The sequence below is a fragment of the Phytoactinopolyspora alkaliphila genome (assembly GCF_010550695.1).
GTDB lineage: Bacteria > Actinomycetota > Actinomycetes > Jiangellales > Jiangellaceae > Phytoactinopolyspora > Phytoactinopolyspora alkaliphila.
Map to the genome: position 1 here is coordinate 139663 of NZ_JAAGOB010000006.1, position 20164 is coordinate 159826.

The window sequence follows — 20164 nt, forward strand, 5'->3', positions numbered from 1 at the left end:
GCTGGGGCATGCGGCAACCCAGCTTGCGGAGTTCACAGTCTCCCGGCGGCGGAGACCGCGCGGCGGGTGAGGACCGTGGCGAGGTGCGAGCGGTAGTCGGCCGACGCCGAGACGTCACTGCTCGGCTCCGCGCCCTCCGCCGCCCGTTCCGCCGCGGCCGCCACCGCATCGGCGGACGCGGGCCCGCCGATCAGAGCCTCTTCCACCGCCCTCGCTCGCACCGGTGTGGCCCCCATGTTGGTCAGCGCGACGCGCGCGTCGGCGATCGTGCCGTTGTCGCGGCGAACCGCTGCCGCGACCCCGACCATCGCCCAGGCTTGCGCCACCCGGCTGAACTTCTCGTAGTGGCTGCCCCATCCGCCGAGCTTCGGCACCCGGATGGAGACGAGGATCTCGTCGGGCTGCACCGCCGATGTCAGGTAGTCGACGAAGAACTCCGACGCCGGCACGGTCCGCCGGCCGGCAGGACCGGCGATCTCGAACGAGGCGTCCAGCGCGGCCGCCACGCTGGGGAGATCCCCAGCCGGATCGGCATGCGCGAGAGATCCGCCGAACGTGCCCCGGTGCCGCACCTGCCGGTCCGCCACAGTAGCGGTGGCCTGCGCGATCAACGGGACGTGCGTCTTGATCAGCTCGTCGTTCAGGACCTCGTCGTGCGTCGTCATCGCCCCGATCACCAAGGCGTCACCGTCGTCGCGGATGCCACCCAGGTCGGTGATTCCGGCAAGATCGACGACGACGCTCGGCACCGCCAGCCTGAGCCGCAGCATCGGGATCAGGCTCTGCCCGCCGGCCATGGCCTTGGCGTCCTCACCGCCCTCGCTCAGGGCACGGACGGCGTCGTCGATTCCAGTGGGCCGGCTGTACTCGAAAGCGGCCGGGATCATGACCGCTCACCCCCTTCGTGGGCACCGTTGCGGGCATCGCGGATCGCCTGCCACACCCGTTCCGGGGTGCACGGCATGCGGACGTCGGAGACGCCCAGCGGCCGCAGCGCGTCGACCACCGCGTTGACGACCGCGGGTGTCGAGGCGATGGTTCCGGCCTCGCCGACACCCTTGGCCCCGAGCGGGTGGTCCGTGGCCGGCGTCTCGGTCCGGGCGGTCACAAAGTCCGGGAGGTCCGGGCTGCCGGGTAGCAGGTAGTCGACGAACGTGCCGGTGAGCAGATTGCCGTCGGCGTCGTACACGGCCTCCTCGAACAGGGCCTGGCCGATGCCCTGCGCTATACCCCCGTGCACCTGCCCTTCCACGATCATCGGGTTGACCACGCGACCGACGTCGTCCACCGCGACGTACGAGCGGATGGACACCCGCCCTGTCTCGGTGTCCACCTCGGTGGCGCACAGGTGCGTGCCGTGCGGGTAGGAGAAGTTCCCGGGGTCGAACGTGGCGTCGGCGTCGAGATTCGGCTCGACGCCGTCCGGGAGATCGTGTGAGGTGAACACCGCGAGCGCGCAGTCCCCGAGCGTCTTCGCCGCTCCCGGGGAGCCCTTGACCTGGTACTGGCCGTTGACGAACTCCAGGTCGGCCGGGTCGCACTCCAGGAGATGGGCAGCGATCGGCTTGGCCTTGTCGACCACCTTCTGGCAGGCGTTGACCAGTGCGATGCCCCCGACCGCGAGCGACCGGGAGCCGTAGGTGTCGAGGCCCTTGTGCGACGTGCGGGTGTCGCCGTGGAGCACTTCGACGTCGTCGAAGGGTACGCCCAGCTCGTCCGCCACGATCTGGCTCCACGCCGTCTCGTGGCCCTGCCCGTGCGGCGAGGTGCCGGTGACCACTTCGACCTTTCCGGTGGGAAGCATGCGCACCGATGCGGTCTCCCAGCCGCCGGCGCCGTAGCGGAGCTGGCCGAGAACCCGGGACGGTGCGAGGCCGCACATCTCCGTGTAAGTGGACACGCCGATGCCGAGCTGCACCGGATCGTTCGACTGCCGGCGTTCGTCCTGCTCGCGCCGGAGTGCGTCGTAGCCGAACAGCTCCATCGCCTTGTCGGTGGCGGCCTCGTAGTTGCCGGAGTCGTAGGTGAGCCCGGCCACCGTGGTGAAGGGGAACTCGTCGTGCCCGATCCAGTTGCGGCGGCGCACCTCCAGTGGGTCCATGCCCAGCTCGGCGGCGAGCTCGTCCATGGTCCGCTCGATGGCGAACGTCGCCTCCGGCCGGCCCGCGCCGCGGTAGGCGTCGGTCTTGGTGGTGTTGGTGAACACGCCGGTGCAATCGAACCGGTAGGCAGGGAACTTGTAGATCGCGTTGTACATGAACGCGCCCAGCAGAGGCACACCTGGAGTGACGATGCCCAGGTAGGCACCCATGTTGGCCAGGAGCTTGACCGACAGCCCGGTAACGGTGCCGTCGCGTTTCGCGCACAGGGTGATGTCCTGGATCTGGTCGCGGCCGTGATGTGCCGAGAGCATCGACTCCGAACGCGACTCGACGTACTTGACGGGACGGCCGAAGCGGCGAGCGGCGGCGAAGGCGATGAACTCCTCGGGAGTGACCTGCAGCTTACCGCCGAATCCGCCGCCGACGTCCGGGGCGATCACCCGGATCTTGTGCTCGGCCACGCCGGTGGCCATCGCCAGCATGAGCCGGAGGATGTGCGGGATCTGGGTGGCCGACCACATGGTGATCTGTTCACCCGTGGGATCGACGACGACGCTGCGCGGCTCCATGAACGCGGGGATCAGCCGCTGCTGGAGATAGCGGCGTTTGATCACGACCTCGGCATCCGCCTCAGCGCGCCCGACGTCGTCGCCGGTGCCGGCCTCGGCGGAGTCGAGGATCCAGGAGAAACACTTGTTGGTGCCGTGGCCGCTGTGGACCAGATCGGCGCCGTCGGCCAGCGCCGCTTCCATGTCGAGGACCGCGGGCAGCGGCTCGTAGTCGACCTCGATGGCCTCGAGGGCGTCGATCGCGCTGACCCGATCCCGGGCTGCGACGACGGCCACCGGCTCTCCGGCGTGGCGTACCTCGTCGACGGCGAGCGGCGGGTAGTCGGGGAGGATCATCTCCTCGGTCACCGGCCAGGCGCAGGGGAGGGAGCCCTGGATGTCGGCGATGTCGCGCCCGGCGATCGCCTCGACCACGCCGGGTAGCTCGCGTGCGGGACCGACGTCGATGTGGGTGATGCGCGCGTGGGCCATCGGGCTGCGCAGGATGGCCAGGTGGAGCATGCCCGGCAGGCTGATGTTCTCGGTCCACATCGTCCGGCCGGTAATGAGCCGGGAGTCCTCCTTGCGCCGGCGGTCCCGGCCGACCTCGGCGCCGGACCGGTCTTCGGTGACGGTCATGTCGTCACCTCCTGCGCGGCGGTCTCCGGCCGTTCGGCCGGCTTGGCCGGCGGTACCTGCTGGCCGGACGTCCGCATGGCGGCGCCAGCTTCCCGGACCGCCTTGACGATGTTCTGGTATCCGGTGCAGCGGCACAGGTTGCCCTCGAGCCCTTCGCGGATCTCGTCGTCGCTGGGATCGGGATTCTCGGCCAGCAGATCCACGGCCGCCATGATCATGCCTGGGGTGCAATACCCGCACTGGAGCGCATGAGTCTCGTGGAAGGAGCGCTGCACCGGGTGAAGCGAGCCGTCTCGCCCGGCCAGTCCCTCGACGGTGGTGACGTCCGAGCCATCGGCCTGGACGGCCAGCACGGTACAGCTCTTGACGCTGTTTCCGGCCATCAGCACCGTGCAGGAACCGCAGTTGCTGGTGTCGCAGCCCACCACGGTGCCGACCTTGCCGAGCCGGTCTCGAAGATGGTGAACGAGCAGAGTGCGCGGTTCGACGTCGTCGTCGTACCTGACGCCGTCGACCGTCATGGAGATATGAGTCATGGGCCCTCCCGCGTGCGCACGGGGCCGGCCAGTGACTCGCCGGCCCGAGGGTTTTGCGCAACGGTTGGCGCCGTAGCGCGCGCTCCACCTCCTTGTGCTCGCGATCTCGACCAGTGTGGCGGCGTCCAGATCCCGGTGCGCGCTTGTTACGCACCAGCAAAGACGACGCGGGGCGGCCGCCGCAAGAGGTTCTGGGGAACTTGTCCGGTCCGTGAGCATTTCTCATCACGGGCGGCGAGAGTGAGGGGCGTCACTGCGGCGACGGGTGGCGATCATGCCCTGGATTGGGCCACGATGTCGCACTGGTGCGTCGCTGGTCTGCGGTGGCGTTCCCGGTTCTCGCGGCAAGGGTGGCGCGACGTCCGCTCTCGTCAGCGAGGAGTGCCGCCATCATGTCCGATCGCATGCTGTCCGACTGCCCGGAATGTGGTCTTCCGGCCACGGTGAAAAGCCGGGGAGAGCTGTCCGGTACCTCCGGTCCGGTCGAGCACGTCGACCTCCACTGCGTGTCCGATCACCGCTTCCTCGGCCCCGCCGACCGTCTGCGCGTGCTGTTCTGAAGAGGCGCGCCCGTTATTGGATCTCGACGGTGGCCGGCTCTGAGACGACGGAGCTGTCGTCGGCGCGTACCACGCGGAAGCTGTTGGATCCGCTCCTGCCGGTCTCCAGATAGCCGCTGAACTCGCCGTTGGCTCCGGTGTCCCGGCTGACCGGGAAGTCCTCCCACTCGCCGCCATCGATGCTGCGCTGGATCTGCAGGGTCACGCCTTCTTCTCCGGAGCCGAGGCGGCCGGAGTAGTCGATGCGCGAGCCGGCGGCTGCCGACGACTGGCTCAGGGAGAACGTCAACGAGCCGTCACCGGCGGGCTCGTCGTCTTCGTTCGGTTCTTCCTCGTCGCCTTCGGGTTCGTCCGTGTTCCCGTCAGCGGCGGCGTCGCCGTCAGCGTCCGCATCGCCGGACAGCGTGGGCGCGGAGTTCGGTTCGGCATCGCCTGATTGCGTACCTAGATACGCGCCACCGGCGAAGCCGATGATGGCGGCGAATATCAGGAAGGCGGCTAGCGTTCCGCCCGAAGCTCGACTGGACACTCTGCACATTTAAGCCTGATCCACCGCGTTGTGCCAATCGTCGTCCGTACTGCGGGCGTCGCGGGAGGCGATTCAGCCGGCCGCTGACCGGACGAGGGGCAGGATACGCGGTCCGACGACCGTGGACAGCGCGATGACCGTCGAGGTCCGGACGATGTCGTCGTCCCCGACGAGGTCGTCGATGACCCGCTGGAGGTCGTCGTTGTCCCTGGCCACGATCCGGCACAGCAGATCCCCCTGGCCGGTGATGGTGTGGACCTCGAGAACCTCGGGGATCCGGTCCAGGTGGGCGGCCACGGACTCTCTCGCTCCCTGCCGGATGTCGAGAAACGCGAAGGCGGTGACGCGGTAGCCGAGCGCGGCCGGGTCGATGCTCGGGGCCAGTGAGGAGATCACGCCCGCCGTCATGAGCTTGTCGAGGCGAGACTGGACGGTGGCGCGCGCCACCCCCAGCCTGCGAGAGGCCTCGAGCACGCCGACGCGCGGCTCGTGCATGAACAGCTCGATGATGCGGGTGTCGAGGAGGTCTGTCATGAGGTCTTCCCGGGTTTCGTCCATCCGGCCGTGCGGACACCGGAGGGTAGGCAACCTGCATACGTGCATGTCGTATCAGCTACTCAGAATGTACACGATGTTCATGGCCATGGCTGCCACTTGCGCAGCCGCCCAGGAGACGGCGAGAGTCCAGGAAGGACAACCCCTCGGCGCGCGACCCCATCCGCGACGGACCATTCTGGAGGCCGGTCATGACCACCGATTCCACCCACACCCTGACTCCCGAAGAGCGAGCGGCAGACCTCGACGTCGATCAGCTCAAGCAGCTCGTCGGACTGGTCGAGTACGACGAGTCGAAGGATCCCTTCCCGGTCACGGCGATGGACGCGGTGGTGTTCGTGGTCGGCAACGCCACCCAGGCCGCCCATTTCTATCAGTCGGCCATGGGCATGGAGCTGGTCGCCTACTCGGGCCCGGAGACGGGCAACCGGGATCACAAATCGTTCGTGTTGCGCAGTGGGTCCGCGCGATTCGTGCTCAAGGGTGGCGTGTCCCCGGACAGCCCGCTCGTGGACCACCACCGCGAACACGGCGACGGGGTCGTGGATCTCGCCCTGGAGGTGCCCGACGTCGACGCCTGTGTCTCGCACGCGCGAGCACAGGGCGCCACCATCCTGGACGAGCCGTACGAGGTCTCCGACGAGTATGGGACCGTCCGTATGGCCGCCATCGCCACCTACGGGGTCACCCGGCACACGCTCGTCGACCGCTCCCGGTACTCCGGCCCGTACCTGCCGGGATACGCCGAGCGGGCGTCCAGCTACCGCAAACGTGAGGGTTCGCCCAAGCGCCTCTTCCAGGCCGTCGACCACTGTGTCGGCAACGTCGAACTCGGGAAGATGGACTACTGGGTCGACTGGTACCGCAAGGTCATGGGATTCGTGAACATGGCCGAGTTCGTCGGCGACGACATCGCCACCGAGTACTCCGCCCTGATGTCCAAGGTGGTGGCCAACGGTAACCACCGGGTGAAGTTCCCGCTGAACGAGCCGGCCATAGCGAAGAAGAAGTCGCAGATCGACGAGTACCTCGAGTTCTACGGATCGCCCGGATGCCAGCACATCGCCCTGGCCACCAACGACATCCTGCGTACGGTCGACGCCATGCGAGCGGAGGGTGTCGACTTCCTCGACACCCCCGACGCCTACTACGACGATCCAGAGCTGCGGTCCCGGATCGGTCAGGTGCGAGCGCCGATCGAGGAGCTGAAGAAGCGTGGCGTGCTGGTCGACCGGGACGAGGACGGGTACCTCCTGCAGATCTTCACCAAGCCGATCGGCGACCGGCCTACCGTCTTCTTCGAGCTGATCGAGCGGCACGGTTCCCTCGGCTTCGGCAAGGGCAACTTCAAGGCCCTGTTCGAGTCCATCGAGCGGGAACAGGAGCGCCGCGGCAACCTCTGACCGCGCCGGCCTAAATGATCATGTAAACCATGTTTTCTCGTGCTCCACCATGCCTGCAGGCCTCGTATCGCTGGGGAAGGCATGGTTTACATGATCATTTGGAATCGCACCATGGATCGGAAAATTCCGCTATCATCGGTGGATGGCGATGAATCGGCACAGAGCTCCGGCCCAGGACGATGGCCGTCGGAGCGGGGTTGGCTCCGCAGCCGACGTGGCTACGGCGGACGGCGCGACAGCGGACGGTTCCGTGGCGGACGGTGCGGCTGTCAGGTTGTTTCACAGCCTGTCCGATCCAGTGCGGTTGCGGATCATCCGGCTGCTCTCCGACGGCGAGCGACGCGTCGTCGAGCTCACCCGTGAGCTGAACCTGGCTCAGTCCACCGTCTCCGGGCATCTGGCCTGTTTGCGTTCCGCGGGCTTGGTCGACGCGCATCCGCACGGCCGGTCCACCTTCTACGCGCTCGCCAAGCCAGAGCTGTGGGAGCTCCTGGCGGCGGCGGAGAGAATTCTGGACGCCGATGGATCAGCGGGCGCCCTGTGCCCCGAGCGTCATCGTCCTGAGCCCGCGGCGGCATGCGGCGTCACCGTCCGAGGCTGCGTTCTGTCCGGTCAGGGCAGGCCGTGATGGGATTCGGACACGGCCACGGGCACGGCGCGCCGGCCACGGGCACTGCCGCGTACGCATACCGCAAGCGGATGGCGGTGGTGCTGGGAATCATCGCCTCCATCACGGTGGTCCAGGTGATCGGCGCGTGGTGGTCGGGGTCGATGGCGTTACTTGCCGATGCCGCCCACAGCCTCACCGACGGCACCGGCGTTGCCGTGGCGCTCCTGGCCACGATCATCGCGGCCCGCCCGGCCAGCTCCAAGCGGACCTTCGGGCTCCAGCGTGTGGAGATCCTGGCGGCGCTCACAAATGCCTTGATCGTGGGTGTGGTGGCCGTGCTGGTGACGATCGGAGGCATGCGGAGGCTGGTCGAGCCGGGCGAGGTCGAGAGCGGGGTCATGTTGGCGGCCGCCGCCGCGGGCTTAGTCGGAAACTGCGTCGCGCTGCTCGTTCTCCGCCGCGGTCAGAAGGAGAGTCTCAACGTCCGGGGTGCCTACCTCGAGGTGTTCGGTGACATGCTCGGCTCGATCGCGGTGGTCTCCGCTGCCGTCGTGATCATGGTGAGCGGCTACCTGCGCGCCGACGCCATAGCCTCCATCCTCATCGGCGTGCTGATCCTGCCGCGTGCGTGGATGCTGCTGCGCGACGTGCTGAACGTCCTCATGGAGGCGACGCCGAGAGGCGTGGATCTGGACGACGTCCGCACCCACATGCTGGAGGTCCCGGGCATCGTGGACGTCCATGACCTGCATGCCTGGACGATCACCAGTGGTGTGCCGGTGATTTCGGCGCACGTCGTGGTGGACGATCTCAGGCTCGACGAGTGCGGCAGCGAGTCGATCCTCGACGGATTGCACGGATGCCTGGCAGGCCATTTCGACATCGAGCACAGCACGTTCCAGATCGAACCCCGGGGCCACGTCGACCACGAGCATGCCCGACACGACTGACGTGGCTCGTAGCCGGGCTCACGACCCCGGGTCCGGATGCGAGTCCCGGTGACGATCAGGGCATGGACGATCACCGGGCCGCACGCCGTCAGCTTGGCCGGTGACGCTACCCGCGGACTACACGGTGGCTGTACCCGTGACTGCGCCGGTGATCGTTCCGGAGACTGCGCCAAGCCCGACGACGCCTCCGTCCGGCCCCGGCGCCGAAGCGCGTATGACCACCGTGTCTCCATCCTCGAGGAAGCTTCGGACGGACCCATCGCCGAGGGTCACGGGTTCGGTGCCGTTCCAGCTGAGTTCCAGGAACGAGCCGCGCTGATCCTTGCCCGGCCCGCTGACCGTTCCCGACGCGTACAGGTCACCGGTGCGGACGTGGGCTCCGTTAGCGGTGAGATGCGCCAGCTGCTGAGCAGGGGTCCAGTACATGTAACGGAATGGCGGCCGGGCGACGACGGTGCCGTTCCATTCGACTTCGAGCCACAGGTCCAGGGCCCAGTCGTCGGCGTCGGCCAGGTGCGGAGCCGGCTCGGGATCACGCGCGGGAGGGCGAACGCGGGCGGCCTCCACGGCGGCCAGCGGCACGACCCACGGCGAGACCGACGTGGCGAAGGACTTGCCGAGAAAAGGACCGAGCGGAACGTACTCGAAGGCCTGGATGTCGCGCGCCGACCAGTCGTTCACGAGGACGAGCCCGAAGACGTGCTCCGCGAAGTCACTCACATTGACCGGCCGGCCGAACTCGGACGGCGTGCCGACGACGAAGCCCACCTCAGCCTCGATGTCGAGGCGCAACGACGGTCCGTGCGCCACGGCGTCTCCGACGCGGCGCAGGCCCGACGGGCGGACGATCTCGGTGCCGGACGGCACGACCGTCGCGGAGCGCCCGTGGTATCCGATGGGCAGATGCCGCCACGCGGCGGGGAGGGACGGGGCCTCCGGGCGGAAGATCCTTCCGACGTTCTCGGCATGCGCCTGGCTGGAGTAGAAGTCGACGTAGTCGGCTACCTCGAACGGCATGTGAAGAGTGGCCGCGCCGGCGGGCACGAGGTGCGTTTCGACGAGCGGGCGGTGCGCCTCGCTGGTGACCAGCTCACGTAGCCACGCCCGGACCGCGTCCCATGCCGGGCGTCCCAGGGCCATGAACGGATTCAGGCTCGGCTGGTTGAAGACATGGCCACCCTCAAGGCTCTCCGCTGCCGCCAGCGGTGCGATATCGATGATGTGATCGCCGACCGCGACTCCGACTCGGGGGTCCTCGCCACCGGTCGAAAACACGCCGTAGGGAAGCGTGTAGGCGCCGAACCGGGCGTCGTCCGGAATCTGCATCCAGGTGCGCGTCGCTGCGTTCATGACGCTGACGCTATCCAACCCTGGGTGCGGCCGCGCGGAACGGTGGGTCGGTGGTTCCGAGCGGCCGCCGAGAATGGGCCCGTGACCGTGGGTCCGTCAGCCGCACTCGGACATGTTGAGGTCGGCCAGCGTCTCCATGGCGTCGGCCATGGTGTCCCAGTCGTCGGCGATGTCGCTGGGCGCAGCGTCGGCGATGTCCCGGATGGTCCCCGCGACGTCGGCGGCGGCGCTCGGGTCGGACATGCCGGCCGAGCTCATCAACGACGAGCCGGACTCCTCGAGCAGGTCGCAATAGTCGTCGCTTCCGCCGCACGCGGCGAGGGACAACGTCAGCGCGGCGGCGCCGAGGACAGACATGGTGGTGGTCAGGCGGTTCATGGTGGACACGCTCCTGTGGTGTGCCGTTGAGTGTGTGAGTCGATGCCGGAGCCCGGTGCTGTGCACGCCGGTCAGCCGGAAGGCCCGGACGGCATTCGTCCGAGCTCCCCCTGTCGGCTGGCCGAACAGGACTCGCGGGTGTGGCCGTTGGCCCCGTTGCCAGGCGACGGCGATCCTCCCTGATCTCGCTACGTCCCCGCTGGAACGTCGCTATATCGACGACCAGCCCGCCCAGCTCACCGGCCGTCCCTCACACGGTGATCTTCACAGCGGCATACCCACCGGCTACTTTCCGCACAACGACCTTCACAACCTCTTCACCAGGGACGATGCGTCGGCTATTTCGCGCACGGCGATCTTCACGGTGAGTGTGGGACGTGCCGTGCTGCTGGGAGCCGGTCTCCTCCGCTGGGCTTCACACGGCTCGTCCCACCATCCCCAGGCCCCGTCAATGACCGGCCCGTTCTCACACGGCAAACCCCACGACAGTCCCATGGCGCAGACCCAAACGAGCGCAGACCCAAACGGGCACTGATCCGGGCGGGCACGGGTGCACGTCCACGGACCCGGAGTCAGCGGACCCGGAGTCAGCGGACCCGGAGTCAGCGGACCCGGAGTCAGCGGACCCGGAGTCAGCGGACCCGGAGTCAACGGTCCCGGAGCCATAAACACGGGTCAACGCCTATGGACCCAAGGCGCCTCAGCGCATCTGGCGTCCCCGCCGCAGTGCGGCCGGCATGACTGGCACCGCTTGGCGCAGGAGTTCACCAGCTTCCTCACGGCTGATGGCCTGCATGTCGCAGAGCAGTTCGAGCGAACGGCGCCACCGGGGCAGGGCCTCGCGGGAGCGCCCTAAGGACTGAACATGACGGATTTCCCTACATGCGCGCTACAGGGCGGCTTGACTGTCGCTGCCGGCGCGGGCCGGCCCTCTCCCGAAGCGCTGGAGGGAGGGCCGGCCCACGTGGGACGCGAGTTACCTGGCGGAGCGGGCCGCCGTCACCAGGAGGACTCTCGGGAAGCGTAGACGTAGCGCAGATTCGGGTACTCGGTCTGCGACCAGATCTCGCCGTACTGCGGCCAGTACGTCACGTCCTCCGGGCCGATCGGCACCGCTCCGGTGTGCTGGGTGGCGAAGCTCCCTGGTCGCCAGATGAAGACGTCGCCGCGGGTGGACGAGCCGTTGCTGCGGTGGATGTGGAACTTGCCGTTGACCGACGTCGCTCCCTGCATACCGCGGATTCCCACCGTGTATGCCCAGTCCGCACGGGCGTAGCCGTCGGCGTCGGCCGCGATCAGGTTGGTGCTCTGGTTCAGGTTGAACCGCGCCATCCTCGTGTCCGTGCCGGGGTTGCCGTACTCGCTGACGAGCAGGCTGTGCGGGCTCGTGGTGCGGTCGAGGGATGTCTGCGAGTACCGGAACCGCTCCACACCTCCGGTGGTGCTGGGCGTGTAGCGGGCCTCCTGAGGCAGCACGTACAGGTAGTTGTGGGCGTGGTAGCTACCGTCCGGCTGCCGGCCGATGCGGGTATTGTCGCCGGTGGAGACGCGCATGAGGTCGTTCATGTCGAACACACGTATTCCGCTGAACGTGTTGTTCACGTAGAGCTTGTCTCCGTACCAGACGATGCCGCCGGCGTGGGCGTTCACGGCCCCGAACGACGGCTGTCCGTTGGTCCAGCGGGGCTCCACCAGCAGGATGTGCCGGTAGCTGGGCGTCGATCGGTTGGCCATGTCGACGATGCTGATCCGCACGCCCATGTTGCGGCCGCTGTCTTTGTCGTACCAGGCGCTCAGGAGGGCCCGCCGGCCTTCCCACTGGCCGTTGGCGGTGGCATCGCCCGTTGTGGTGATCCCCTGTGGCATCCAATAGCTGACTGAGCTGTCGCCGCTGTCCCAGCAGAACGACGCGACGCGGTAGGTGACGGCCGGTGAACAGGCACGGGCCGTGCGGTTGGCGGAGTCGAGTACCTGCGAGAAGGTCACTGTACCCAGCTGGTCACGCAGCCCTTGCAGGAGTGCTGGATCGGTCGGCGTGTGCTGGAGCCGGATGTCGGAGGGGTTCGGATTGGCGTGCGCGTGCTGGGCCGGTGCAGCGAGCAGCGCCGCGACCAGGAGCGCGACCCCCGCGGCGATGATGGCCAGATGCAGACGGGAGAGGGGGCGGGCGAGTGTCATGGATGATCTCCGTTCGCCGGTGCGGTACCCGTGAGAGTGCCGCAGGAACCTGACCCTGTAAAGGTCTAGACCTCGAACTTTTCCCGTGTTCTGTGTATGTCGCGAGAGTTCTTCCCGTATTTCGGCGGGACTCTCGCGTTGAGCTCACGTGAGGTCACGGCGGGCCGACACGGTGGTCGCCACGAGGACGAACACCACCAGATAGCCGGCGAGCAGCACGGCGGCAGGGCCGGCGTCGAGGATGGTCAGCACACCCGGCGCGCCGTCTCCGTCGGCCTGGTCGCCGGCCCCGAGCGCGCCCGCGAGGGACCCCGCGGCCGTGCCGGGCAACACGTCGGTCACGTACTCAAGTCCTGGCAGGATGCCGGAGACGCCGCGGAGCAGGTTCTCGACCGCCATGGACCAGACGAGCCCGAGCCCGACCGCGAGCGCGGGACTGCGAGTGAGTACGCCCACGAATGCCCCGGCCGCCGTCCACATGCCGAAGATCAGCGCGCCTGCGCCGAGCGCCTGGGCAGCCTCTCCGGCATTGGGCCAGGTGATCGGCTGTCCCTCCACGCCGGCGATCACCATCGCCGCGGCGAGATTCAGCACGAACGTGGCGACGACCACACTGGCGACGACGGCAGCCAGAGCGCCGAGCGTTCCCCCGAACGTCGAGATCCGGCCCGGTCCTTGCAGCGCGGTGGTCTTCCAGGTACCCCAGCCGTACCCGCTGCCGGTGGCCAGGGCGCCGAGGATCAGCATGATCGCTCCACCGAACATCGGCATCCCGGCGGTGAAGATCCGGGGCACGGCGTCGGCAGCCATGTCCGCGAGAAGCGCGTCCGGAGGCACGCCATCCCCGCCGAACGGCCCGGAACCGGTCCGGTACGCGACGTAGTTGAACACGTAGGCGAACAGCAGATCGAGGAGTAGCCAGACGGCCACCATGATCCACACGGCCGGCCACTTGCGCAGCCTGAGCAGTTCGGCTCGAGCACTGCCGGTCAGCGGCGACAGCCCGCTCTGCGACGTATCGGTCATCGTGGTCATCGGGACACTCCCTGGGTCGTTCCGGCAATGGATTCGGCGGTGATCTCGAAGAAGACCTCCTCGAGGGAGCGCTCGGACGTGCGAACCTCGTAGACGTCCGCGCCGGCCTGGACGAGGGCACGGACCACCTGTGGCGCGGAGCCGGCGTCGAGCTCGATCCGCACGCCGTTGTCGTCGAGGACCCGCGCCGCGTCGTCGCCACCCACCTGCATGGCCACTGCCAGGGCGACGTCGGCGGGTTCGGCGCGTACGTAGAGCGTGCTGGCGCCGCGGATGTCCGACACCGTGCTCTCGGCGATCAGGCGGCCACCGGAGATGACTCCCACCCGGTCGCAGATCTCCTCCACCTCGCTGAGCATGTGACTGGAGAGCATCACGGACTGACCCTGACCGGCGAGTGCGACGATCAGTGCCCGCATGTCGGCCATGCCGGCCGGATCCAGGCCATTCGTCGGCTCGTCGAGGATCAGAAGCTCCGGATCGCCCAGTAGGGCACAGGCGACACCGAGACGTTGTTTCATGCCGAGGGAGTAGGTGCTGAACGCATCGTCCCCGCGGTCGTGAAGGTCGACGCGGGTCAAAGCGGTGTCCACGGTCTCGTCCCCGAGCCTCCGGTAGCGCGCCATCACCCGCAGGTTGTCCCGTCCGGAGAGGTACGGGTAGAAACCGGGTCCCTCGATGAGCGCGCCGACCTCGGCGACGGCGGCGGGCGCGCCGGGCGGGTGGCCCAGAACGGTGGCCGTCCCGCCGGACGGGCGGATCAGACCCAGGAGCATGCGCAGGGTGGTGGTCTTGCCGGCGCCGTTCGGCCCGAGGAAGCCGTAGACCTCACCGGGGCGAACAGTGAGGCTGACGTCATCGACGGCGACGTGATCGCCGTACCGCTTGGTCAGTCTGTCGGTGGTGACGATTGTTGTGGTCATGTCCCACAGGCTGGCGGCCGCGGCCGTCATCGCGCGTCGGTCCGTCGTCGGCATCGCTCCTACGCGAATCGTCGTACACGGCATACCCCATGGAACCGATGCGCGGAGCGGGAGGCACGCTCTAGGCTTCGACGCGTGACTGGCGAACGGGAACGTGGGGGTGACCGAGTGCGCCAGCCTGATCTCAGACGCCTGTGGAACGCACTGTGGCCGGCCTTGCTGGTACTCGTTCCCGGCCTGTTCGGCACCCGCGGGGCCAGCAGCGAGCAAACGGACTGGAGCCGGCCACCGGAACCGCTCGCCTACGGACTGGTGGTCTTCGCCGCGGCGTCCGTGCTGGCACAGCGCCGCCGCCCCGGGTTGACCCTCGTCTGCTGTGGTGGTGCCGTCGTCACGTATCTGCTCGTCGGCTACGCGTACGGCCCGATGCTCATCGCCGTCCCCGTGGCCGCGGCCGGGGTGGCCGACGCGTGGCCGTTGCGGCGGGCATTGACCTGGAACGGCGGTCTGTTCCTCGCGGTTCACCTGGCCGGAGCTGTCCGCTTCGGCACCGAGACGGCCGCGCGCCACAACATGCCGTATCTGGGCTGGCTTGCCGCGTCACTGGCCGCGGTCGCCGTGCCCACCGCCGCGTGGGCGGCCGTCCGGATCCGCCGGGAGTCCGAGGAGGGTGTGCGCTCCGCACTCGCGCGGCGGGCCGCCTCGGAGGAACGCCTGCGAATGGCTCAGGAGCTGCACGACTCCGTCGGCCACGGCCTCGCCGTCATCGCCATGCAGGCGGGCGTCGCCCTGCACGTGCTGGACCGCAATCCCGCCAAGGCTCGCCAGACGCTCGAAGCCATCCGCGATGCCAGCCGGGAATCGCTGGAGAGCCTGCGTGCGGAGCTGAACGTCCTGCGCACGCCTGAGGGTGATCCCGCTCCCCGCCGTGCGGGTCTGGGAATGGACGACGCCGGTGTGCTCCTTGATCGCATCAGGGCAGGCGGCGTGACCGTGGACGCCGACATCCAGGTGCGTCACCTGCCTCCCGACGTCGATCTCGCGGCATACCGCATCCTCCAAGAGTCACTCACCAACGTGCTGCGGCATGCCCGCGCGACCCGGGCCGGCGTTCGTGTCCGCCAGGACGACGACGTTGTCCTCCTCGACGTCGCCGACGACGGCGCGGGAAGCGGGCCGCTGAGTCCGGACGGGCACCGGGGCACCGGCATCGCGGGAATGACAGCACGCGCGGTGGCGCTCGGCGGCGAACTCGTCGCCGGCCCTCGGCCGGACGGCGGGTTCGCGGTCCACGCCAGGCTGCCCGTACCGGCCGGACATGGTCTCCCGGCGGCCGGCATGCCAGGATCAGCCCCGTGATCCGGGTGGCGGTGGTGGACGACCAGGCGCTGGTGCGCATGGGCCTGCGAACCCTCTTCGAGACCGAGGACGACACCGACCTCATCGGTGAGGCGGCCGACGGCCGGGCGGGAGTCGACCTGATCCGGTCGACCGTCCCCGACGTGGTGCTGATGGACATCCGGATGCCCGGGCTCGACGGCCTCAGCGCCCTGCGGGAGATCACGTCCGATCCGGCGCTCGCCGCGGTACGCGTGATCATGCTGACCACGTTCGAGCTCGACGAGTACGTCTTCGAGGCTCTGCGCGGCGGCGCGAGCGGCTTCGTCCTCAAGGACGCCGCGGCGGAGGAACTGCTGCACGCGGTGCGTGTCGTCGCCGACGGCGGCTCATTGCTCTCCCCGTCGGTGACCAGGCGGGTCATCGAGCAGTTCAGCAGTCGCGGCGTGTCGGCACGGACTCCGCACCCGCAGCTCCACCTCCTCACCGATCGCGAACGCGAGATCGCCGCCTGGGTTGCCACCGGACGGTCGAACGACGAGATCGCCGCGGAACTCGTCGTCAGCCCGGCCACGGTGCGGACTCACGTGAGCCGCGCGATGCTGAAGCTGCACGCCCGCGACCGCGCGCAGCTGGTCGTCTTCGCCGTGCAATCCGGGCTTACCGCGCCTGGCGACGGCTGAGACCCCTTTGAGACAATGAGGGACGTGCCGACCTCCGCCCTCCGCCCTCGTGTCGTCGCCACCGATCTGGACGGAACACTGCTCGGCCCGGACGGCAAGGTCTCGCCACGCACTCGTGCCGCGTTGCGCATGGCCGAAAAGGCCGGCGCCATCGTCGTCTTCACCACCGGCCGGCCGCCGCGCTGGCTGGATCCCCTCTCCGACGCCGTCGGCGAGCACGGCGTCGCGGTGTGCGCCAACGGAGCCCTGGTGTACGACGTGCACGGCCGCCGCGTCGTCGAACAGCATGGGCTCGCTCACGATGTCGCGATGGAGGTGGCGACGGCGCTGCGGACGGCTTTCCCCGGCGTGGCCTTCGCGATGGAACGGCAGATGATCTACGGCAAGGAGCCCGCGTTCACGAACCGCTGGCCATTGCCGGAAGGCTCGATCGAAGGCGCCCTGGAGGTGCTGCTGACCGAACCGGTGGCGAAGCTGCTGGCCCGCCACGAGGAGATCCCTCAGCTGGAGTTCGTGCGCCGGGGCACCGAGGTCATCGGGGATCTGGCGACCGCCACCTTCTCCGACGGGCAGGCATTGCTGGAGATCAGCGCGCGCGGTGTGTCGAAGGCCTCGACCCTGGCCGCGTTCTGCGCCGAGCGCGGCATCGGCCCGGAAGGCGTGGTGGCGTTCGGGGATATGCCCAACGACCTGCTGATGCTGGAGTGGGCCGGCATGTCGTACGCCATGGCCAACGCCCACCCGGACGTCATCGCCGCAGCGGACCGGGTCTGCGCCGCGAACCACGAGGACGGCGTCGCCCGTGTCTTGGAGGACCTGTTCCGCTGACTGCGCCGGACATCGGCGCCCTCCGGGCTTGCCGCTAGGTTGTTTCGCGGGCCGAGCGAACGACGGGTGCGCCGTGCAGCTCGACGCCGGCATCGCTGAGCTGGGCCAGCGCGCGCTCAGTGGTCTCCGGGGCCACCCCGGCGGTGAGATCGAGGAGTACCCGGGTGGCGATGCCCACGCGGGCAGCGTCGAGCGCGGTAGCCCGCACGCAATGGTCCGTGGCGATACCGACCAGGTCCACGGCGCCGACCTCGCGCTCCCGCAGCCATGCGGCCAGCTTGGTTCCTTCCTGGCTGCTGCCGTCGAAACCCGAGTACCCGTGGTCGTATTCGCCCTTGTTGAAGATGGCGTCGAACGGCTGCGGGTCGAGATTCGGATGGAAGGCCGCTCCGTCGGTGTCCGCGATACAGTGCGGCGGCCAGCTGGTCACGTAGTCAGGGTCGTCGGAGAAGTGTTCGCCGGGGTCGATGTGGTGGTCGCGGGTGGCGACGACGAAGTCGTAGGCGCGGTCCCGCGGGTCGGCCTCCTGCCACTCCTTGAGCACCTCGGAGATGGCGTAGGCGGTTTCGGCGCCGCCATTGACAGCGAGGGCGCCTCCTTCGCAGAAATCGTTCTGCACGTCGACGACGATCAGTGCTCGCTTCATCAGTGCTCCTCGTAGAGCGTAGGGATGGCTGGCTCGCCTCGGGACATCTGCACCGCTGTGCTGGGCAGCTCGGCGCGAGCGCTCTCGTGCCGCTCTCGGGCTGCGTCGAGCGGTTCACGGCCCACCACCTCACCATCGCGGACGAGGGGCACCAGCAGCGCTCGCTCGGATTCCCGGTGCTCTGGTGCCCCGTTGACCCGGATGACCTCGGCCTGCGCTGTTCCAGTCCGATCGTGCCGGCGAGCGGCGTGCTTGCGGCCGCCGACGCCGGGCTTGTCCTTGCTCTTCTTCTCGACCGGTTCCAGCGTGCCGTCCGCCGACTCGCGGGCGACGAGCTTGTAGACGAGCCCGGCGGTGGGCGCGCCCGAGCCAGTCACCAGGGAGGTGCCGACGCCGTAGGAGTCGACGGGGGCCGCGGCCAGGGCGGCGATGGCGAACTCGTCGAGGTCGCTGGTGACGACGATCTTGGTCTCGGTGGCGCCGAGCGCATCGAGCTGCTCCCGGACCTCGTACGCCTGCGCCAGCAGGTCTCCGGAGTCCAGGCGGACCGCACCGAGGCTGGTACCCGCGACCTCGACCCCGAGCGCGACAGCTTCGGCGACGTCGTAGGTGTCCACGAGGAGCGTGGTGCCCTTCCCCAGCGACTCGACCTGCGCGGTGAAGGCGTCGCGCTCTGAGTCATGGAGCAGCGTGAAGGCGTGGGCGCTGGTCCCGCGCGTCGGGATGCCGTACGTGTACCCGGCCCGAAGGTTGCTTGTCGAGTCGAAGCCCGCCACGTAGGCCGCGCGGGCGGCGGCCACGGCGGCGTGCTCGTGGGTGCGGCGGGATCCCATCTCGATGCAGGGGCGGCGATGCGCGGCGGAGGTCATCCGGGACGCCGCGGCGGCCACGGCCGAGTCGAAGTTCAGGATGGACAGAACGATCGTCTCGAGGAGGACAGCTTCGGCGAAGGTCCCCTCGACGACGAGTAGGGGTGAGTGGGGGAAGTAGGGCTCTCCTTCGCCGTAGCCCCAGATGTCGCCGGAGAAGCGGTATCCGGAGAGCCATTCCAGGGTCTCCGGGTCGGCAGTCCTGGTGCGATCCAGGTGGGCGAGGACGTCGTCGTCGAACCGGAAGTTCTCGATCGCGTCGAGCAGCCTGCCGGTTCCGGCCACCACTCCGTACCGGCGGCCGTGGGGGAGCCGCCTGGCGAAAACCTCGAAGACCGCTCTGCGGTGACCGGTGCCGCGGGCCAGCGCGGCCTGCAGCATCGTCAACTCGTAGTGGTCGGTAAACAAGGCACATGTACCCGACACAGTGCCAGACTAGATCAGAGAGGGCCTGATGAGCATGCACTTGGCGAGGATCCGCGGGCGGCACACCACCGCCTGTCGTGTCGCCGCCGATCAGGGCCTCGTCGGCGGGGTGGATCGTCGTGCGGTCATACTGTCAACGAGGCTGTAGCCCAGGCGGCGCGAAGAGTGAGACTATTGGGGACTGTGATGACTGCGCCCGTTGAGATGGAGCGTCCGGAGGCCGAAGAGGCCACGGTGCCTGACACGCCATGGGTGACTGTCGTATGGAATGATCCGGTGAACTTGATGTCCTACGTCACCTACGTGTTCCAGGCCTACTTCGCCTACCCGAAGCCGAAGGCGGAGAAGCTCATGCTCGACGTACACGAGAAGGGCAAAGCCATCGTGTCGGAGGGCACCCGGGAGGAGATGGAACGCGACGTGGAGGCCATGCACTCCTACGGGTTGTGGGCCACATTGCAGAAGGCGGGGGACCTGGTCTGAGTACAGCGTTCCGGCGGACGCGCGGAGGTGGCGTCACCGCGTCGTTCCATACTGCCGAGGTTGAGCTCCTGCGCTCCCTCGTCGGCCAGCTTCTCGAACTGGTGCGCGACGAGTCAGAAGCCAAACAAGAAGACGAGGGCTGGGCCGTGGCGCTGGGCCTTGCCGACGACGAGCCGGTGCGGCCAACCGACCCGGTGCTGCTGCGCCTGTTTCCCGACGGTTACCAGGAGGACGGCGAGGCCGCCGCCGATTTCCGGAAGTTCACCGAGCGTGGACTGCGCGAGGCCAAGGCCGGAACCGCGGCCACGGTGCTGGCGTCGCTGGCCACCGCCGAAGGCGTCGATCCTGGGGAACGCAAATCCCGGGACAAGATCAGAGTGGAGCTCGACGCCGCCGAGGCCGACGCGTGGTTGCGCACCCTCACCGACCTGCGGCTGGCGTTGGGCACCCGGCTGGGTGTGAGCGAGGGTGACGAAGACGTGTGGGCCGCCCTTCCGGAGGACGACCCGCGCCGGCACATCCACGACGTCTACGACTGGCTCGGCTGGCTTCAGGAGACCCTTGTGCGGACCCTGTCCGCCGGCCTCGGGTGACC

The 20164-nt window shown here is 68.6% G+C and carries 21 protein-coding genes; 9 read left to right on the forward strand and 12 right to left on the reverse strand.

Annotated elements, in window-relative coordinates; all coding sequences use genetic code 11:
• Positions 1–32: 32 nt before the first annotated feature.
• Genes G1H11_RS12670 through G1H11_RS12680 form a run of 3 tightly spaced genes read right to left on the reverse strand, consistent with a single transcriptional unit; the run spans position 33 to position 3825 of the window.
• Positions 33–887: an FAD binding domain-containing protein gene (locus G1H11_RS12670; RefSeq protein WP_163818946.1), complete on the reverse strand. Its 855-nt coding sequence runs from the start codon at positions 885–887 to the stop codon at positions 33–35.
• Complete coding sequence (locus G1H11_RS12675; protein WP_163818947.1) at positions 884–3289, reverse strand: xanthine dehydrogenase family protein molybdopterin-binding subunit; 2406 nt, start codon at positions 3287–3289, stop codon at positions 884–886. The genes G1H11_RS12670 and G1H11_RS12675 overlap by 4 nt, the downstream gene beginning before the upstream one ends.
• Positions 3286–3825, reverse strand: coding sequence for a (2Fe-2S)-binding protein (locus tag G1H11_RS12680; protein ID WP_163818948.1), 540 nt, complete (start codon positions 3823–3825; stop codon positions 3286–3288). Before G1H11_RS12680 ends, G1H11_RS12675 begins: the two co-directional genes overlap by 4 nt.
• A 392-nt stretch (positions 3826–4217) precedes the next feature.
• Between G1H11_RS12680 and G1H11_RS12685 the strand changes: the two genes are divergently transcribed.
• Positions 4218–4385, forward strand: a complete 168-nt coding sequence (locus tag G1H11_RS12685; RefSeq protein WP_163818949.1) for a hypothetical protein — start codon at positions 4218–4220, stop codon at positions 4383–4385.
• A 13-nt stretch (positions 4386–4398) separates the two neighbouring features.
• Here the strand turns inward: G1H11_RS12685 and G1H11_RS12690 are convergent, their stop codons facing one another.
• Together G1H11_RS12690 and G1H11_RS12695 are read right to left on the reverse strand one after the other, a co-directional pair.
• Complete coding sequence (locus tag G1H11_RS12690) at positions 4399–4914, reverse strand: hypothetical protein (protein ID WP_163818950.1); 516 nt, start codon at positions 4912–4914, stop codon at positions 4399–4401.
• Positions 4915–4986: 72 nt separating this feature from the next.
• Positions 4987–5448 (reverse strand): Lrp/AsnC family transcriptional regulator, encoded by a 462-nt coding sequence (locus G1H11_RS12695; RefSeq protein ID WP_163818951.1) that lies wholly within the window; start codon positions 5446–5448, stop codon positions 4987–4989.
• 212 nt (positions 5449–5660) lie between these two features.
• Between G1H11_RS12695 and hppD the strand changes: the two genes are divergently transcribed.
• The 3 genes from hppD to G1H11_RS12710 all read left to right on the forward strand — a co-directional run bounded on the left by hppD (position 5661) and on the right by G1H11_RS12710 (position 8432).
• A complete protein-coding gene (gene hppD / locus G1H11_RS12700) occupies positions 5661–6872 on the forward strand; it encodes a 4-hydroxyphenylpyruvate dioxygenase (protein ID WP_163818952.1) in 1212 nt (403 codons plus the stop codon).
• Positions 6873–7014: 142 nt separating this feature from the next.
• Positions 7015–7500: an ArsR/SmtB family transcription factor gene (locus G1H11_RS12705; protein ID WP_216843712.1), complete on the forward strand. Its 486-nt coding sequence runs from the start codon at positions 7015–7017 to the stop codon at positions 7498–7500.
• On the forward strand, positions 7500–8432 hold the full coding sequence (locus G1H11_RS12710) for a cation diffusion facilitator family transporter (protein ID WP_163818953.1): 933 nt from the start codon (positions 7500–7502) through the stop codon (positions 8430–8432). Before G1H11_RS12705 ends, G1H11_RS12710 begins: the two co-directional genes overlap by 1 nt.
• Before the next feature lie 117 nt (positions 8433–8549).
• Here the strand turns inward: G1H11_RS12710 and fahA are convergent, their stop codons facing one another.
• From fahA to G1H11_RS12735, 5 genes are all read right to left on the reverse strand, one after another.
• Complete coding sequence (gene fahA, locus G1H11_RS12715) at positions 8550–9782, reverse strand: fumarylacetoacetase (protein WP_216843713.1); 1233 nt, start codon at positions 9780–9782, stop codon at positions 8550–8552.
• Between the two features lie 96 nt (positions 9783–9878).
• A complete protein-coding gene (locus G1H11_RS12720; RefSeq protein ID WP_163818954.1) occupies positions 9879–10160 on the reverse strand; it encodes a hypothetical protein in 282 nt (93 codons plus the stop codon).
• Positions 10161–11159: 999 nt separating this feature from the next.
• Entirely contained in the window at positions 11160–12338 is a 1179-nt protein-coding gene (locus G1H11_RS12725) for a hypothetical protein (protein ID WP_163818955.1), read from the reverse strand.
• 144 nt (positions 12339–12482) lie between these two features.
• Positions 12483–13373 (reverse strand): hypothetical protein, encoded by an 891-nt coding sequence (locus tag G1H11_RS12730; protein WP_216843714.1) that lies wholly within the window; start codon positions 13371–13373, stop codon positions 12483–12485.
• Entirely contained in the window at positions 13370–14296 is a 927-nt protein-coding gene (locus G1H11_RS12735; RefSeq protein ID WP_163818956.1) for an ABC transporter ATP-binding protein, read from the reverse strand. The genes G1H11_RS12730 and G1H11_RS12735 overlap by 4 nt, the downstream gene beginning before the upstream one ends.
• A gap of 135 nt (positions 14297–14431) precedes the next feature.
• On the opposite strand from G1H11_RS12735, the gene G1H11_RS27045 reads away from it, so the two are divergent.
• From G1H11_RS27045 to G1H11_RS12750, 3 genes are read left to right on the forward strand one after another with little or no spacing between them, the layout of a single operon-like run.
• On the forward strand, positions 14432–15655 hold the full coding sequence (locus G1H11_RS27045) for a histidine kinase (protein WP_163818957.1): 1224 nt from the start codon (positions 14432–14434) through the stop codon (positions 15653–15655).
• Complete coding sequence (locus tag G1H11_RS27050) at positions 15652–16317, forward strand: response regulator (RefSeq protein ID WP_163818958.1); 666 nt, start codon at positions 15652–15654, stop codon at positions 16315–16317. The genes G1H11_RS27045 and G1H11_RS27050 overlap by 4 nt, the downstream gene beginning before the upstream one ends.
• A gap of 15 nt (positions 16318–16332) precedes the next feature.
• Positions 16333–17145: a Cof-type HAD-IIB family hydrolase gene (locus tag G1H11_RS12750; protein WP_163818959.1), complete on the forward strand. Its 813-nt coding sequence runs from the start codon at positions 16333–16335 to the stop codon at positions 17143–17145.
• Positions 17146–17179: 34 nt separating this feature from the next.
• On the opposite strand, the gene G1H11_RS12755 is transcribed toward G1H11_RS12750, so the two are convergent.
• On the reverse strand, positions 17180–17791 hold the full coding sequence (locus tag G1H11_RS12755; protein ID WP_163818960.1) for an isochorismatase family protein: 612 nt from the start codon (positions 17789–17791) through the stop codon (positions 17180–17182).
• The gene (locus G1H11_RS12760) at positions 17791–19086 is read right to left on the reverse strand and encodes a nicotinate phosphoribosyltransferase (RefSeq protein WP_343074854.1); all 1296 of its coding nucleotides are present in this window, start codon (positions 19084–19086) and stop codon (positions 17791–17793) included. Before G1H11_RS12760 ends, G1H11_RS12755 begins: the two co-directional genes overlap by 1 nt.
• Positions 19087–19272: 186 nt before the next feature.
• On the opposite strand from G1H11_RS12760, the gene clpS reads away from it, so the two are divergent.
• Positions 19273–19569, forward strand: a complete 297-nt coding sequence (gene clpS, locus G1H11_RS12765; RefSeq protein ID WP_246211338.1) for an ATP-dependent Clp protease adapter ClpS — start codon at positions 19273–19275, stop codon at positions 19567–19569.
• Positions 19533–20162: a DUF2017 domain-containing protein gene (locus tag G1H11_RS12770; RefSeq protein WP_216843716.1), complete on the forward strand. Its 630-nt coding sequence runs from the start codon at positions 19533–19535 to the stop codon at positions 20160–20162. Before clpS ends, G1H11_RS12770 begins: the two co-directional genes overlap by 37 nt.
• The last annotated feature ends 2 nt before the right edge of the window (positions 20163–20164 follow it).

Excerpts from the sequence above, each read along its gene's own strand:
- G1H11_RS12670 (WP_163818946.1), bottom strand. The coding sequence starts at position 887 with ATGATCCCGGCCGCTTTCGAGTACAGCCGGCCCACTGGAATCGACGAC.
- G1H11_RS12675 (WP_163818947.1), bottom strand. The coding sequence starts at position 3,289 with ATGACCGTCACCGAAGACCGGTCCGGCGCCGAGGTCGGCCGGGACCGC.
- G1H11_RS12680 (WP_163818948.1), bottom strand. The coding sequence starts at position 3,825 with ATGACTCATATCTCCATGACGGTCGACGGCGTCAGGTACGACGACGAC.
- G1H11_RS12685 (WP_163818949.1), top strand. The coding sequence starts at position 4,218 with ATGTCCGATCGCATGCTGTCCGACTGCCCGGAATGTGGTCTTCCGGCC.
- G1H11_RS12695 (WP_163818951.1), bottom strand. The coding sequence starts at position 5,448 with ATGACAGACCTCCTCGACACCCGCATCATCGAGCTGTTCATGCACGAG.
- hppD (WP_163818952.1), top strand. The coding sequence starts at position 5,661 with ATGACCACCGATTCCACCCACACCCTGACTCCCGAAGAGCGAGCGGCA.
- G1H11_RS12705 (WP_216843712.1), top strand. The coding sequence starts at position 7,015 with ATGGCGATGAATCGGCACAGAGCTCCGGCCCAGGACGATGGCCGTCGG.
- G1H11_RS12710 (WP_163818953.1), top strand. The coding sequence starts at position 7,500 with ATGGGATTCGGACACGGCCACGGGCACGGCGCGCCGGCCACGGGCACT.
- fahA (WP_216843713.1), bottom strand. The coding sequence starts at position 9,782 with ATGAACGCAGCGACGCGCACCTGGATGCAGATTCCGGACGACGCCCGG.
- G1H11_RS12720 (WP_163818954.1), bottom strand. The coding sequence starts at position 10,160 with ATGAACCGCCTGACCACCACCATGTCTGTCCTCGGCGCCGCCGCGCTG.
- G1H11_RS12725 (WP_163818955.1), bottom strand. The coding sequence starts at position 12,338 with ATGACACTCGCCCGCCCCCTCTCCCGTCTGCATCTGGCCATCATCGCC.
- G1H11_RS12730 (WP_216843714.1), bottom strand. The coding sequence starts at position 13,373 with ATGACCACGATGACCGATACGTCGCAGAGCGGGCTGTCGCCGCTGACC.
- G1H11_RS12735 (WP_163818956.1), bottom strand. The coding sequence starts at position 14,296 with ATGACCACAACAATCGTCACCACCGACAGACTGACCAAGCGGTACGGC.
- G1H11_RS12750 (WP_163818959.1), top strand. The coding sequence starts at position 16,333 with ATGAGGGACGTGCCGACCTCCGCCCTCCGCCCTCGTGTCGTCGCCACC.
- G1H11_RS12755 (WP_163818960.1), bottom strand. The coding sequence starts at position 17,791 with ATGAAGCGAGCACTGATCGTCGTCGACGTGCAGAACGATTTCTGCGAA.
- clpS (WP_246211338.1), top strand. The coding sequence starts at position 19,273 with ATGACTGCGCCCGTTGAGATGGAGCGTCCGGAGGCCGAAGAGGCCACG.